The 13,976-nt window shown below is 46.2% G+C and carries 11 protein-coding genes; 5 read left to right on the forward strand and 6 right to left on the reverse strand.

Annotated features, from left to right (window positions below; genetic code table 11):
- Positions 1 to 54: 54 nt before the first annotated feature.
- The 5 genes from ACX0G9_RS10055 to ACX0G9_RS10075 all read right to left on the reverse strand — a co-directional run bounded on the left by ACX0G9_RS10055 (position 55) and on the right by ACX0G9_RS10075 (position 8,782).
- The gene (locus ACX0G9_RS10055; protein WP_459064765.1) at positions 55 to 1,518 is read right to left on the reverse strand and encodes a DUF6242 domain-containing protein; all 1,464 of its coding nucleotides are present in this window, start codon (positions 1,516 to 1,518) and stop codon (positions 55 to 57) included.
- Between the two features lie 221 nt (positions 1,519 to 1,739).
- Positions 1,740 to 2,918, reverse strand: coding sequence for a FecR family protein (locus tag ACX0G9_RS10060; protein ID WP_459064766.1), 1,179 nt, complete (start codon positions 2,916 to 2,918; stop codon positions 1,740 to 1,742).
- A 118-nt stretch (positions 2,919 to 3,036) separates the two neighbouring features.
- Positions 3,037 to 3,651, reverse strand: coding sequence for an RNA polymerase sigma factor (locus tag ACX0G9_RS10065; protein ID WP_459064767.1), 615 nt, complete (start codon positions 3,649 to 3,651; stop codon positions 3,037 to 3,039).
- Positions 3,652 to 3,893: 242 nt separating this feature from the next.
- Positions 3,894 to 5,963 (reverse strand): carboxypeptidase-like regulatory domain-containing protein, encoded by a 2,070-nt coding sequence (locus ACX0G9_RS10070; RefSeq protein ID WP_459064768.1) that lies wholly within the window; start codon positions 5,961 to 5,963, stop codon positions 3,894 to 3,896.
- Positions 5,964 to 6,085: 122 nt separating this feature from the next.
- Complete coding sequence (locus tag ACX0G9_RS10075; protein WP_459064769.1) at positions 6,086 to 8,782, reverse strand: outer membrane beta-barrel protein; 2,697 nt, start codon at positions 8,780 to 8,782, stop codon at positions 6,086 to 6,088.
- Positions 8,783 to 8,921: 139 nt separating this feature from the next.
- Here ACX0G9_RS10075 and ACX0G9_RS10080 point away from each other — a divergent pair, with 139 nt between their 5' ends.
- The gene (locus ACX0G9_RS10080) at positions 8,922 to 9,626 is read left to right on the forward strand and encodes a DinB family protein (protein ID WP_459064770.1); all 705 of its coding nucleotides are present in this window, start codon (positions 8,922 to 8,924) and stop codon (positions 9,624 to 9,626) included.
- A 63-nt stretch (positions 9,627 to 9,689) separates the two neighbouring features.
- Here ACX0G9_RS10080 and ACX0G9_RS10085 read toward each other — a convergent pair whose 3' ends face one another.
- The gene (locus ACX0G9_RS10085; protein ID WP_459064771.1) at positions 9,690 to 10,019 is read right to left on the reverse strand and encodes a hypothetical protein; all 330 of its coding nucleotides are present in this window, start codon (positions 10,017 to 10,019) and stop codon (positions 9,690 to 9,692) included.
- A gap of 349 nt (positions 10,020 to 10,368) precedes the next feature.
- Here ACX0G9_RS10085 and ACX0G9_RS10090 point away from each other — a divergent pair, with 349 nt between their 5' ends.
- The 4 genes from ACX0G9_RS10090 to ACX0G9_RS10105 all read left to right on the forward strand — a co-directional run bounded on the left by ACX0G9_RS10090 (position 10,369) and on the right by ACX0G9_RS10105 (position 13,962).
- Positions 10,369 to 10,986, forward strand: a complete 618-nt coding sequence (locus ACX0G9_RS10090; protein WP_459064772.1) for a pyridoxamine 5'-phosphate oxidase family protein — start codon at positions 10,369 to 10,371, stop codon at positions 10,984 to 10,986.
- 162 nt (positions 10,987 to 11,148) lie between these two features.
- Positions 11,149 to 12,195: a type IV toxin-antitoxin system AbiEi family antitoxin gene (locus tag ACX0G9_RS10095; RefSeq protein WP_459064773.1), complete on the forward strand. Its 1,047-nt coding sequence runs from the start codon at positions 11,149 to 11,151 to the stop codon at positions 12,193 to 12,195.
- Between the two features lie 61 nt (positions 12,196 to 12,256).
- Positions 12,257 to 12,553 (forward strand): hypothetical protein, encoded by a 297-nt coding sequence (locus ACX0G9_RS10100; protein ID WP_459064774.1) that lies wholly within the window; start codon positions 12,257 to 12,259, stop codon positions 12,551 to 12,553.
- Positions 12,554 to 12,594: 41 nt separating this feature from the next.
- Positions 12,595 to 13,962: a metallophosphoesterase family protein gene (locus ACX0G9_RS10105; RefSeq protein WP_459064775.1), complete on the forward strand. Its 1,368-nt coding sequence runs from the start codon at positions 12,595 to 12,597 to the stop codon at positions 13,960 to 13,962.
- Positions 13,963 to 13,976: the final 14 nt, after the last annotated feature.

Here is a 13,976-nt window from a genome sequence, read left to right on the forward strand (position 1 = left end):
GGGGTTTTTATGAGTTGGCATTACCCGGATTTCATTTATTATTAAAACGATAGTTTATTTCGCCAGCACACCCTTCCAGACATCGTTCTGATAAGTGTATTTGTTGTTCACATCTTTTGCTCCCAGACCACCGACGATATACAGCGCAGTGCCCTGAACGAAGAAACTGAAATAAGTACGGGCCGGGAAATTCGCCGGAAGTGCACGGACATCTCCTGCCTTTACCTGCGCCCAGTTTACACCCGCATCTTCGGAGACCCAGAGGTCACCTTTGACGCCATCCGCATCTTCGCCGCCGGCCAGGAAGATCTCGTTATTATAGACAGCTACGCTGTGACCGAAACGGCCGGTAAAAACCGTACTGGTCGTAACCTGTGTCCAGTTGGCGCCATCGGTGGAATTCCAGACATCATTCAGATAAGTACTGCCGCTCTTTCCACCGGCAACCCATATTTTATTGTCGTACACAAATACGGCAGGGTTGCTGCGTGCGGGGAAGGCCGCCGCCGCGGTTACCTTGGTCCAGGCTGCACCATCAGGTGAGCTCCATACATCGTTGTATGCCGTACCCTGAGAAGCCGTGTTACCGCCAAAAGGATAGGCATTGCCTCCGACCGCAAAAATATTATTGTTGAATACTACTGCACCGATACGTTCCCTTGCGCTGAAACGGTCTGCTGCATTTACCGGTGCCGAAACAGTCCAGGCAGTACCGTCTGAAGAGCTGTAGGTGTTAGCCGTCACGAAATCAAAGGCAAAGCCTACACCGGGGCGGTGACCGCCTAATAAATAGATTTTGTTGTTGAAACTGGGGACCAGTGCGCTGAACTCGCCGTGGGAGACAGAATCGCCCTTATCGTCGACGGCGGGAAGTTTTCCCCAGGTAACGCCATCCGTGGAAGACCAGGCTCCGAATTTGATAGAATTGGAGAAACCAAGCGTTGCACCGTAAGCATAGAATTTATTATTAAAAGCGCCTGCCACTAAATTATGGTTATTCCCCCAACCGGCGTCCAGCGTCAATTGCTGCCAGCTGACGGTCTTGGGATCTACCTTGGCCACGTTGACGGTCACCTTATAATTACGGGTGGAAGAACCGTTCTGCGCAACCACTACATAATTGACGGGGCTGCTGAAATCGTTGGTGGTGCTGCCTGATACCTGCAGCGTTACTCCGGCCTTAACCGTGGCATTGGGAACGGTGGTAAATACAGCCGTCAGCGAGGACACATTGTATTGGAAGGCAAGACTATCTTTATTGGAGATGGTCCCTGCTGTTTCGTCAATCGTGAACGGAACATTCAACTCTTTTATGCTGAATGTCGTAAACCCCGCAAGGTCGCTCAGGTTTGCGCTTTTTTTACAGGCTCCTGCCGCCAGTATGATCAACAGGGCAGCGGACAAGGACCGGAAAGTACGAAAAGACCGGAAAGTACTGGCAGACCGGAGGACCGGGGAATTGCCGGTGCGGGATCCGGAGAAAAACATGGTTGAATGAAGTCTGGAAAAAAGCAGCATAGTATGATGGGTTTATAGTTGAAAAATGACATAGCCTTCCCTGTCCGGTCTCAGCCGGCTTTTTTTATCAGGCAAAATAGTTCCCGGAGCCGTCTGTGAACGGCTCATGACAGGTGTTCCTGTTTTGCAAAATGGTGGATAGGTTATAGCAGTATTAGTCCTGTATGGCAGGATATGACCAGACAACTATGGCAGATAGACCGTTATTTTATAAAAATCAATTATTTCTGGTGGCGGGCCTGCAAAAACACATGCCTGCCTTCGATTCGATATTCGAGATTCAGGTCTCTGGCGATATGGCTTAGCACCTCGGAAAGGGTGGCATCCCTGAAACCGCAATTCAACGTCTTCAGCGGAGCTCCATCCGTATCCAAACTGACTTCCACATCGAACCATCTTTCCAGCTTGTCTACCAGGGCCGCAGAATCCGCATGATTAAAATAGATAAATCCATCTTTCCATGACCGGAGTTCTTCTTCATTAAGCCGGGCCGGTAGGGTAGTTATTTTATTTGCCTTATCGAAGCTCACGGACTCATTGGCTCTGACCACTACCGGACGGATCGCCAACATCGGCATGAACTTTGGTTTCGATTCAACCGTTGCGGTGTCCTTTTTGGCAGCCGAGTCACGGGCCGGAAACCGCAGCGCGATCAGCGGAAAAGTCTTTTCATTATTCGAGCTTATTTCCGTTCTTCCCTTCTCTACAGATACAGTAACTTTACTGTCCTTTGGAAAGGCGGATATATTGAACTGGGAACCCTTTGTAGAAGCCACCAGGTCCTTTGTTTTCACGATGAGTGGTTTTTCCTTATCGGGCACTTTAAAAAAAGCTTCTCCTTCCAGGTAAACAACCTGTCTCGCATTGCCTTCATTGGGAAAAGAGACCTTGCTGTCGGCGTTCAGAAAAATTTCCGATCCATCGGTCAGCACCAGGCGGGATCTTTGCCCACGAAGGGTTTGCGCCGAGGCATAATAAAGAGGTTCTTTTTGATCCTGTTTGGCCTTCCCATGATAATAATACCCGATCCATGCACCACCCAGCAAGAAAAAAAGACTGGCAGCCACACCGGTAATAATTTTGATCAGCCGCCCCCTTACATTCATGCCAACAACCTTTGTTGCCGTGTTTGCTGTACTATCTGCCTCCTTCGTTACTACGCCTGAGGTTCTTGCTTCCGCAGCTGTTGCCTCCCGGAAAAGCTGGCTAAAGGGAAGATCGGCCTCTTTAAAAGCCTCATCGAGCTCCTGTTCGGAGGGCGACCAGTCGGCCCATTCGGCATCCATAAATAGAAGAACTTCCTCACGGTGAAGAGGATCGGTTAACCATTTTGTCAGCCTCTCCCGTTCTTCCGCAGAACAGGTATTATTTAAAAAACGTTTGAAGAGATCATTATTCACAAGACAATGGTTTTATTCCGTCCCTCGATATAGATATACACATGAGAATGGCAGCGCACCTATGCCCGCCCAAAAAAAAGTAAACTTACCCCGTTTTGGATCGGCATGACGGAAAATTTTACCGTGAAATGAAATGAATCAGTATATGAAACAGCCCGGCATAACCGGTGAGGAGTGCAGGCCCATATCCATTGTTTTCCAGGAACTTACGGATGGTTTTCAGGGCCTTGTTCAGTTGGTTCTCCACCGTGCTTTTTGAGATGGAAAGTTCATCGGCGATCTCCTGGTTGCTGAACCCTTCAAAACGGCTTTTCCAGAAGATCTGCCGGCACTTATCGGGTAATTGAAGAACGGCCTCGCCAATCAGCCGTTGCAGTTCCCGCTCGTCGGCCGGGGCGGGTACCATCCCGGCAGCCGGCCATTGAAGACCCGCCTCGCGAAGATATTTTTCCGCGTAAGCCGCACGGCGAAGAGAATTCAAAATAAGATTTTTGGCTATTGTAAAAAGATAGTTGTTGAAGGAAGCATCGGAACGAATGTCCTGCCGGTTCTCCCAGATTCTTGTAAAGGTTTGTTGAAGTATATCCCGGGATTCATCGACCGAAAGCCCGAACCGTTTGCAGAACCCATACAGACGGGGCCCGTATGCATGATAAAGCTGTCTGAATGCCGACGGATCACCATTACGGAGTTCCGGGACAAGCTCCCGTCCATCGAAATCTCCCTGTGTCATAAAAAAGCTTCCATTTATTATTAACAATTTTAATGCGACCAATCGGCAGCTCCGGCGAATATTATAAATATAATACTTTTCTCCGATCTGCATTCCTCCATCCAAAGATAAGGGAAAGCAATTAGTCTACTAAATTAGTATACTAATTATATACAAAAAAATTACATAGTATACACAGAGCCGTCCGCGAATCTGGCGGGCAGCACAGTACAGGATAGTACCAGACAGTACCGGATAGTGTCCTATTTTATAACTTTCCTGAATTTGCCGGTAATTACCGCCTCATATTCCACTCCGTTTACTTCGGCCACGCATTCGACAGCGCAAGTTCCGTCCAGACAGCTTATCCGGCTTGGGCGTTTGATATTCGACCGGGTTGTATTAACCGTCGCTTTCTGTTCATTGGATCCGGGTGGCAAACAGTCGAAGCTGTTTCCCGGGACAGGGCGATTGGTGGTTACCGTTTTTAAGACTGTAGAAGAAGGCAGCAAAAGAGTATGTTCGGCACCGTTACTACCCGGTACCCGGAGTTCACTTTTGGCTTCGTACAGTGGATTTTCACCATGACTCCCTGAGGAACGCAGATTGCCTTTCGGCTCGTACAAGGGATTGTTGCCACTGGCACCTCTTCCCTCGCTCATTGGATTGCTGCTGCTGGTGCCGCTTCCCTGATACAATGGATTATTGACAATACCCCTTGCCGCCAGATCACGATGGACAATTCCTTCTTTATGCAGATGCACGATACGCAGATTTCCTTCATCATCATTATCCGCTGATGCATAATCCGGTATTCCGTCTCCATCCACATCTCCCGTCAGGACCATGCGACGCCCGCTTGCCATGCCGGTACCGGCTTCCCTTGATCCGGTCACTTCCGCATACAACCTGCCATCACTCGTAATAATATTTTTCCAGTTTATCTCAAAAGCCCTGTTGGTAACAGGCAACGGATCGGAAGATAGAGCGACCATCCTTCTGCCGCTTGCCATGCCGCTGCCAGCCTCTCTCGCTGCTACGATCTCTACAAATAATTTATTTTCCGACAAGACCACATTATTCGCAGAAGTACATTCATTAACCGGTACGTCCAGCAACGAATACCCGGGATTGACGACGGCATTGTTTACACCGACAGGCAGCGTATCGCGGCCAATGACTGCCCGGTAATTACCCGGAGGTATATTGTTAAGGGCAAAACTTCCGTCCGCATTCGTCCTTCCCTGAAACGGAGTATTGGAACCATTTCCATCTTCGCTTAAAAATTTCACATCGATTCCGGGAACGGGATCTCCCGGCATTTCGCTTGGGCCGCATTGGCCGACAAGAGGCCCGTTGTTATCCCGATAAACAAAACCGGTAAGATAATTATTCACAGAAGATAGGCTATGTCCTGACCGCTCTCCGAAAGTTGCGTTCTGTGTCTGGCGGGTCCTTTTAATGACTAGTTTTTCGGGGACAAAGAATAAACTGTCTTTTCGCGGATCTTTATCGGCACCTTCTTCAACATCCTGTCCGGAGATGCCGGTAATAGCCTTATCAGTGTACGCCTCCTGCGTTTTGTTCCTCGTCGCTTTCCTTCCGGTCTGATCCTTCTCCCCCGTTCCCCCGATCGTAAAGACCAAACCTGCGGAAGCCTGTATATAGGCATTATTCGAACGGGTGTATAAGGGGCTTAATCCCTTTTCGCGTTCAAAATTATAATTTACCTGGTCTGTCGCCGTAGTGAAATAATCAGCGGCCAATTGCAGCCCCACATTTCCGCAAAGGCCATAACGGATCCCTCCGCCCAGACTATAGGTTAATCCATTCCGGTTCTCCCCCGCCTTATTGGCATATAAAGTATTGGTAAAATTTCCTTCCTTATAGATCACGGAATAACTGCCAGGCTCATTGATCCCATAGCCGCCTTTTGCCCACAAATCTATAGCCCAGCCCGCAGTCATAACAGAAGCCACAGGGCCGAGTAAAATATGAGTACTCTTGAACGGAGTGGTATTGTATACCAACCCCTGTGCGGATAATCCAAATTTTTCTGCGATAGCCTGTCCGGTCTGTTTGTAGTTAATATCGGTGCCCAAGGCATCCAAAAAGCCGATATAAGTGCCGATGCCCAGGCGCAGCGCTCCGTTTCCCATTAAATAATTAAGACTGCTGCCGAAATGGATACCGCTGCCGTTATAAGTCCCGTTTACCGCATTATTGTGCAAAGGGACACTGACGCCGGCTAATAAAGAAGTCTGGAGTACAGGCTGGGCAAAGGGTAGATGAGCACAGCATATGCTCAGGCAAAGCAAAAGAGGTTTTCTCATGATATTGGCTTTAGGAGTATTGGAGGTTTGTACAAGGCAGGACTACTCGCAAAACGCCTAAAGCCAATTGTTATTGTTCATTTCCATTCAGGGGCCATCCCACTCCTGTTCTGAGAGCATCCTTACATCGGAGGAGGTCCCTGCGAATTCATATCCTTGCGTTTGAACAGATTCAGATCCATTTTTCCAAACCGGTAAGCGAACACCACTTTAAAAAGCTGGGGGTCCCGCAGACGGTCATACTCCTGCAAAAAATAAGCGCTGTGGCTGTTCTGTTTGGACCACCGGGTCCGGAAAATATCGGTCATCGTCGCTGTTACAGAAGCCGCATTGTTCTTCAGGAAACTTTTTTTCACCGCCATATCGATCCCATAAAAAGGACGGATAAAACCCTGCGAAGAACTTTGGGTCGTGCTGCCCGGAGGTCCGAACTGGTTGGCCTGCTGGTTCGCCGGTATATTGGTCTTCGATTGGTAAATAGCCGTCAGCTGAATGGAAAAATTAGAGGGCAGCTTAAAATTACTGTTGAACTTACCGAACCAGCTCCAGATCGCATCCTGGGAAACTTGTTTCAGGTTGTCCGTATTGATATGTGAATTGTAAAGATTCAGGTTCACCGTAATGTCCCACCATTTGGTGATATTGTCGGTCGAGGTTATCTCTCCGCCCACCGTATAGGCATTGTTGGCATTTTCATACGTATTGATCAGCACCGGATGTCCATCCGGGTTCAGGGCGCTGTCCTGGTAACGGGTCATCAGGTTCGAAGTATATTTATAGTAACCGGACACCAGTAACGTATTGCTGTGGGCAAAGGTCTTCATATAAGACAACTCGAAAGAATTCGTGAACTCCGGCACCAGGTTAGGATTGCCACGGGTAATATTCAACGTATCTGAATAATCCGTATAAGGGATCAGCTGGAAGAAACCGGGGCGGTTGACCTTGCGGGTGGCGCTGACCTGCAGTTCCTGGTTGTTTTTCAGCTTCTCACTTAAAAAGATGGAGGGGAACAGCGTGACCGGGTAAGAATTGTGAAAATGCTGCCCTGTATTCAAGAGGTCTCCGGAATAATTGGAACTCTCACCTCTTAACCCTACCGAGTACCCGAAATTTCCGATGGTATTGCTGAAATTCACATAGGCCGCATAGACCCTGCTGATGCTCGTATAATTACTGGTACCGTATGGAGTGATCGTTGGTTTCCCGTTTTCATCGAGGTTATACGTATCGTTATAATTACTTAGCTTTTGGAAAGTGGCCCGCAAACCTGCTTCCAGTTTGGCCTTTCCAAAGGGATTGGTATAATCCGTCTGAACGGTCGTAAAGGCTGGCGAAGCCGTGCCCAGCGTCTGCTGCCGGGTAGTAGAAGTCACGATAGCATTGGGTCCGGGCTGGCCCGCATAATAATCGGTCGTATACAGGGAAGAAGAATGAGAGGTCACTGCGAAATGAGAACCGTCCACAGTAATCTGCTCTCCCTCTTTTGCAAAAAGATGTTTCATACCTACCTGCACGCCATTGACATCGAATTCGCGACTGGAATTCGAATTCCGGAGAGAAAATAAAGTCTGTTTGCCGGAAGAATTCAGACTGTCGGTCTCGATATTGGAGACATCAGTGGGAGTGAATCTGCCATGCACCTTGATATAGGCAGCCGATAAGGTCGTTTTGTTGGTAATAAAATAATCCAGACCGATATTGCCGAACATAAAATGTCCTTTGTTACGCTGGAGATCGTCCTGTATCAGGTGCGTAGTATTGCTCAAATAGGTGAACCGGTCGGTGTTGCCGACCGTTTTTCCATTCATCCCGTTATACATACCGTTGAGGCTCAGGTTCACCTTTCCCTGGCGGGCATTGAACCCGGCAAGGGCATTCGGCGCACCGTGGGAATCCATACCCGTGGAAATACTGCCGTTATAGCCTTGTTTTTTATTTTTCTTTAAAATGATATTAAGGATACCCGAGCCACCGCCCGAAGCATCATATTTGGCAGATGGATTGGTCATCACTTCAACGCTCTCGATCGCATCGGCCGGGATCTGATCGAGGGAAAGGGTCGTCGGCCGACCGTCCACGAAGATGGTAGGTGACGATCCACGGAGTGTGACATTTCCGTCGATGTCCACATTTACCGATGGAACATTACGCATTACATCCTGGGCCGTTCCTCCGGCGCTAACGATATTCCGGTCTACGTTAAAGACTTTTTTATCCATGTCGAGACGCATGGCCGGCGTTTTTGCCGTAACAGTGACTGCCCCCAATTCCTTCATATCATTTACCAGTTTCAGCGATCCCAGATCCTTATTAAAAGATGGCAGATTACCCAACGGAGAGCCCTCTCCGGGTTTGGAAACACCGCTGGCGGACGCGGGCACGATCATAAAAGAGACATCCTGTGGTTTGTAACCGGTAGCGGATAATTTCAGCACCAGCGGGGAGGCAATAGGCAGGTCTTCGAAATCAAATTCTCCGTTTGGCTTGGTATCCATTCCTTTGAGTAAAACCAGTTTCTTTTTTTTGGTGGTGGGATCGACACTTGCCTTTAATACCAGGGCAGAGACCTGTCCCATTGGCTGGCCGGTCGAATCGGTTACTTTTCCATAAGCGCGTCCGATAGAGGGAGGGCCGCCTGCCATGCCGCCGCCGGGACCACCTGGACCCCCAGGTTTAGGGGCACCCTCTGTTTTTGGCGCGCCCTGGACTCCCGGAGCTCCGGGCTTTGCCGCGTTTCCCTGGCCGGCGGGAGTCTGTGCCAGGGCAATTACCGCGTAAAATAAAGATAAGGATAAAGTAAAAAGTAGCTTTCTCACAAAAAGTATGTTTAGAAAGCAAATGTAGGATCAACTGTTTCCCCCAACCAGCAATTTGCTGCGAACGGGGGAAAAAAATCGGTAAACGGCAGAAAAGCTCCGTGAAATATTCCCACTTTACATACAAACCTTTTTCAATATGAACCACCAGACAAAACTGCCCGATCAAACAAATTTATCCGGGCGAAGATTATTCCTGAAAACAGCCGCCGCTGTTTCCGCAGGTCTTACAGGTATGTTGTTGATTCCCAACGCTACATACCCCAATTCTACCGGGGCAAATCACCCTGACACCGACCCTGACCCCAGCCCGACCGTCATCGGACCGAGGCAAGGCTATTCTCCCCAGATCGGTACATTTGTCAGCATGATGGGTTTTTGCCGATATGCCGTTGAAAGGGCCGTAAAGGGAATGACTACCGAACAGCTCGACTATCTCCTGGACGACAAGGCAAATTCCATCGGCGCCCTTCTTTACCATCTTGCAGCAACCGATGCCTATTATCACGAACATACCTTTAAGGGTCTCGAATGGGGGAAATTTGATGAATCGGTGACCAAAAAATTCGATGTGGCCATGAGCCTCGGCGAACCCGCCCGCAAAACGATCAAAGGAAATAATGTGGATTTTTATTTGGGCCTGCTGAAGGAGACCCGGGAAAAAACATTAGCAGAATTCCGCAAACGCGATGACGCCTGGTTTATGACCATTGATAAAACATGGCCTTGGGGACCTACCAATAATTACTGTAAATGGTTCCATGTTTGCGAACATGAATCCCATCACCAGGGTCAGATGGCGTTGATAAAAAGCAGGATACCCGGGATCAAGGCTGCAGAATAATAAGCTGCCCTTTGCCCGACCGGTTTTATGGAAGAGAAAGGATCTCCTGGAAGAGACCGGATCTTATTGAAGAGACTGGATCTTCAATTTAAAATCCTTGGTCATGTTGATCTTGAAATAATTATTCGACATGAACTCTTTTGCCGATGGAGAGTTTTTGAGGACCTCGAACAGATCCCTGGCTACAGCCGTGCCCCTGATATTGTTTTGTACGATACCTTCTTTAACTTCCAGGTTAAAACCGTATCCTGCACTCGTCCTTCCGCCAATCGTCTCAAATTCCTGCTTGGACAGTTTGTATTCCTGTGGCTCGGTTAAAGATGATTTCAAAAGACTTAAGATGGCGGGTCTGTACTTCTGCCAAATCGGGGTGTAAATGCTGAATTCACTCATAATTATACTATTTTGCCTTGAACCAATTAAAAATACATTACCTGAATAAGTCTTCCCAGTACGGTCTTTTTAGCATCTTATTTCTGTTATAGCTGCAACGATAAGATGTTTTCGATGGCTTGTACTGCCGGGCCAGATTTGACAGGAAATTTCCGAAGGGCATTTCCTGGTGCCGCCTGAAGAATGATGCTGATTCGGGGGTTTGACACTCTGCCCATGCAGGATGAACGATAAAAGTAGTCAAAATGATCCATTATCCATAAAATCTGCCGAAATTGAGCTGAATTAGCTACATTTTTAGCATAAACGGGGGATTTCTCCTTCGATACACTAACTAAGGCCTCCTTGTATGAATTATGGCAGTTTAGCTTTTACCGACGAGGTCAGGATGTTGCAGGAAGAGTTTGGCAGCAGAAAGACCTATGAAAGAGTTGAAAAAAAACAGGTGGTTGACGGTTTAAGCGCCAACGAAACAGCCTTTATAGCGGCACAGGATCATTTTTTCATGGCCAGCTATGGCGAAAACAAATATCCCTATATCCAGCATCGCGGAGGCCCGACAGGATTTGTGAAAGTAATCGATAAAAAGACCATTGGTTTTGTTGATTTCTCCGGCAACAAACAATACATTTCGGTTGGCAATATCGCCACCCAATCTCATGTAGCCCTTATAATGATATCCTATCCGCACCAGGCGCGGTTAAAATTATATGCCAATGCAAGGGTCGTAAGTATCAAGGATGACCCTTCTTTATTCAGGCAGTTAGACCCGGCGGATTACAAACACCATTCCGAACGAATGATTGTATTGGACATCCAGGCATATGACTGGAATTGCCCGCAGCATATTACCCCCCGTTATACTATCGACGAAATACAAGCCGCTTTTGCCCCCCAAAGGGAACATATCGCCCGGCTGGAGGAAGAAGTCAAACTTTTGAAGGAAAAGTTGAAGACTGGAAAATAGCGATGAACATTAGTCTGATTTAAATTTCAAATAAAATATTGATTATCAAAATTTTATCATAATTATGTTCACGTTTTATTAATGTTCACATTTTGTGAACGTTCATTTTTCGTGAACAAATAGAAAAAATCTATACCTTTGGCCCAAAACAAACCCTTTACTATGAGAAAAGAAGGTAAAATAAGCCTCACAACAGAACAGAATTTCATAGTAGATACCACGCTGGAGCAACTTGAAAAAGGGACTGGGATATCTGGAAAATGGAAACATGGGAATCAAAATAAGTTGGATGGAATCTTGTTTCTTAACATTAATGGTGGAAAGTTTTCTTTTCCAGCCCAGGTGAGAAAAGAATTGACAGAAAGTCTTCTAGCCAAAACAATAAGCCTTTCAGGAAGTAATAAGGGAAATTTCATCCTCATAGCGAGATACATTCCTCCTGCTTTAAAACAAAAGTTGCAAAGTTTAAATATTGCATATTTAGATACAGCCGGTAACATTTTCCTGAAAAAAAAAGAGGTTCATATCTGGATAGAAGGCCGAAAACAAACAACTCCTCCAATAGAAAAGGGAAATCGGGCATTTACAAAAACCGGCCTGAAAGTAGTTTTTAACTTTTTACTCAAAGAGGAAAGAATAAATGATACATATCGGGAAATTGCAAAAACAAATGAAGTAGGGTTAGGAAATATAAATAATATTATTGCAGGCCTGCAATATGACCATTTCCTTATTAAAATAAATAAAGGCAACTTTGGATTCAATAATAAAAAAGAACTTTTAAATAAATGGATATCGGCATATAAAGAACGCTTAAAACCGTCTCTGTTCCTGGGAAGCTTCCACTTTCTGAACCCTTCCGATTTTCTGAATTGGCAAAGTGTCAAGTTGAACGATACCAAAACCTGGTGGGGGGGTGAGGCCGCAGGGGATCTTTTAACCAACTACCTGAAGCCCGAAGAAATTACCTTGTATACCCTTGAAACCAGAAGCGAATTAATTAAAAATTATAAGTTGATCCCGGATGAAAAGGGAAATCTCAAAGCGTTTACAAAATTCTACCATTCGGATAAAGAAGATATCCACATCAAAACCGTTCCTGCCCTGTTAGCGTATATCGATTTGGTTTTAAAAGCGGACCGAAGATGCTTCGAAGCTGCACAAAAGATATACGATGAGCATTTACAAAATCAATTTGGATCAAATTAGATTAAATTCGGAAGCAGGTGAATTACTGAAAGCTCTTAACAGGGGGTTTTAAAAATTTGAAATGAACGACCAGGAAATTTACGAACACCATAATGATTTATTTTCCGGAGATGACAATTTTGAACTTATAGATATTTCTGCGGAAGTATTAGGTAGACAAATTGGAAAAATAGCAATTAGAAATTCTAAAATCTTTACTCGTATCGATGGAATTCTTGATGTAAATATATTCGCAGGGGATAACAGTAAGGTTGGGAGAATAATGACAAAATACTTTCATAATGATGTTGCGGAAAATGTAAAACGTTTGTTTTTAATAAGGAAAGGTCTTAACACTGTTACGCTTGTTCATGAATAAACAGTAAATTACAGGAACAGGTAAAACCAATATTTACTTCGATGGCAGAAAACACTCCTCCCCTTCCCATTCGAAAAAAGGAAGATTACAAAAATCTTAGCCGGGTAAAAATATTCAACCACTTTAACACCGAGTATAAAAAAGGTAACCCGGGGAACAGGTTAAACAACTTTCTCAGCAAAGGATTCTGGACCTGGGTATATCACACCATAAAAAGTGGATTTGGGAAAAAACATCCCTACCCCACCTATCCTGAAGCAGGCAACAGTATGGCATCAGCCATTAGCAAAGTATCAACCATTAGCAAAGTATCAACCAATACCAACGAATCAACAAGTAGCAACGAGCCTGACAATGGCCGATACCAACTGAAAAAAGCGCCGGGTTCTATTTCGGAAGAAATTATAATAGCCCTGGCGGCAGATTGGGCAACCTTTACCCCCGAGTCCTTTGCGGTATCGGCCGGGATAGCCAATCAAAATCCTGACTACACGATCCACATGGGGGATACCTACTATGTGGGTGCTCCTCCTGAGATAAAAAGTAATTTTTTCCCCTTGCACCGTTCTCCCTGGGTTAGAGGCAATGTGGGCAGTTTCGCCATTTTAGGAAATCATGAAATGTATACGCGGGGTGTCGCCTTTTTCGACACCCTCCTGAAAAGTATGGGCATCAGAGCGCCAGATGGAAAATTCAGCGGACAAAAAGCAGGATTCTTTTGTCTGGAAAATGAACATTGGATCATACTCGGTTTGGATACGGGTTATCATTCTTTAGGTATTCCCCTGATCGAACTCATACCGGGTCTTGGCGCCGATTGCCGGTTTGATGACCTCTTAATGGAATGGCTTGAAAAGACAGTCTTTAGCGACCCTGCGGTAAAAAATAAGGGCATCCTCATCCTGACCCATCATCAATACATAACCGCCTTTAACGAAAAAGAATATTCCAGACCTGCCATTCAATTAGCCAGGCATATTGGAAAGGATAAACCCGTACTTTGGTTATGGGGTCACGAACACCGGTTCTCTATGTTTGAAAGAGCGGGTGTAAAAGAGGGCATTACAGCCTATGGACGTTGCATCGGGCACGGGGGAATGCCGGTTGAATTAAATAAAAAGCACAATTTCACAAGATGCTCCAACAAACACGGAGCGGGTAAACTGGTCATGGTGGATACCCGTCCTTATCCCAATAAGGAGAACCTTAACCTGGCCTTCAATGGGTATGCCGTGCTTAAATTAAAAGAGAACCGTCTGAAAATAGAATATCGTGACATTCATAAATATCTGCTGGCAGAAACCTGGACGGCTGACGGCAATGGGAATATTAAAGGCAGTATTGCAGTCCCCTCTCCTTCTGCATTGAAACTGGAGAACGGCAAAACATGGGAGGATGCCGTAAAATGACCAGGTCAAAAATA

It is taken from the genome of Flavitalea flava (assembly GCF_054461575.1).

Excerpts from the sequence above, each read along its gene's own strand:
- ACX0G9_RS10055 (WP_459064765.1), bottom strand. The coding sequence starts at position 1,518 with ATGCTGCTTTTTTCCAGACTTCATTCAACCATGTTTTTCTCCGGATCC.
- ACX0G9_RS10065 (WP_459064767.1), bottom strand. The coding sequence starts at position 3,651 with ATGACACAGGGAGATTTCGATGGACGGGAGCTTGTCCCGGAACTCCGT.
- ACX0G9_RS10070 (WP_459064768.1), bottom strand. The coding sequence starts at position 5,963 with ATGAGAAAACCTCTTTTGCTTTGCCTGAGCATATGCTGTGCTCATCTA.
- ACX0G9_RS10080 (WP_459064770.1), top strand. The coding sequence starts at position 8,922 with ATGAACCACCAGACAAAACTGCCCGATCAAACAAATTTATCCGGGCGA.
- ACX0G9_RS10085 (WP_459064771.1), bottom strand. The coding sequence starts at position 10,019 with ATGAGTGAATTCAGCATTTACACCCCGATTTGGCAGAAGTACAGACCC.
- ACX0G9_RS10090 (WP_459064772.1), top strand. The coding sequence starts at position 10,369 with ATGAATTATGGCAGTTTAGCTTTTACCGACGAGGTCAGGATGTTGCAG.
- ACX0G9_RS10095 (WP_459064773.1), top strand. The coding sequence starts at position 11,149 with ATGAGAAAAGAAGGTAAAATAAGCCTCACAACAGAACAGAATTTCATA.
- ACX0G9_RS10100 (WP_459064774.1), top strand. The coding sequence starts at position 12,257 with ATGAACGACCAGGAAATTTACGAACACCATAATGATTTATTTTCCGGA.
- ACX0G9_RS10105 (WP_459064775.1), top strand. The coding sequence starts at position 12,595 with ATGGCAGAAAACACTCCTCCCCTTCCCATTCGAAAAAAGGAAGATTAC.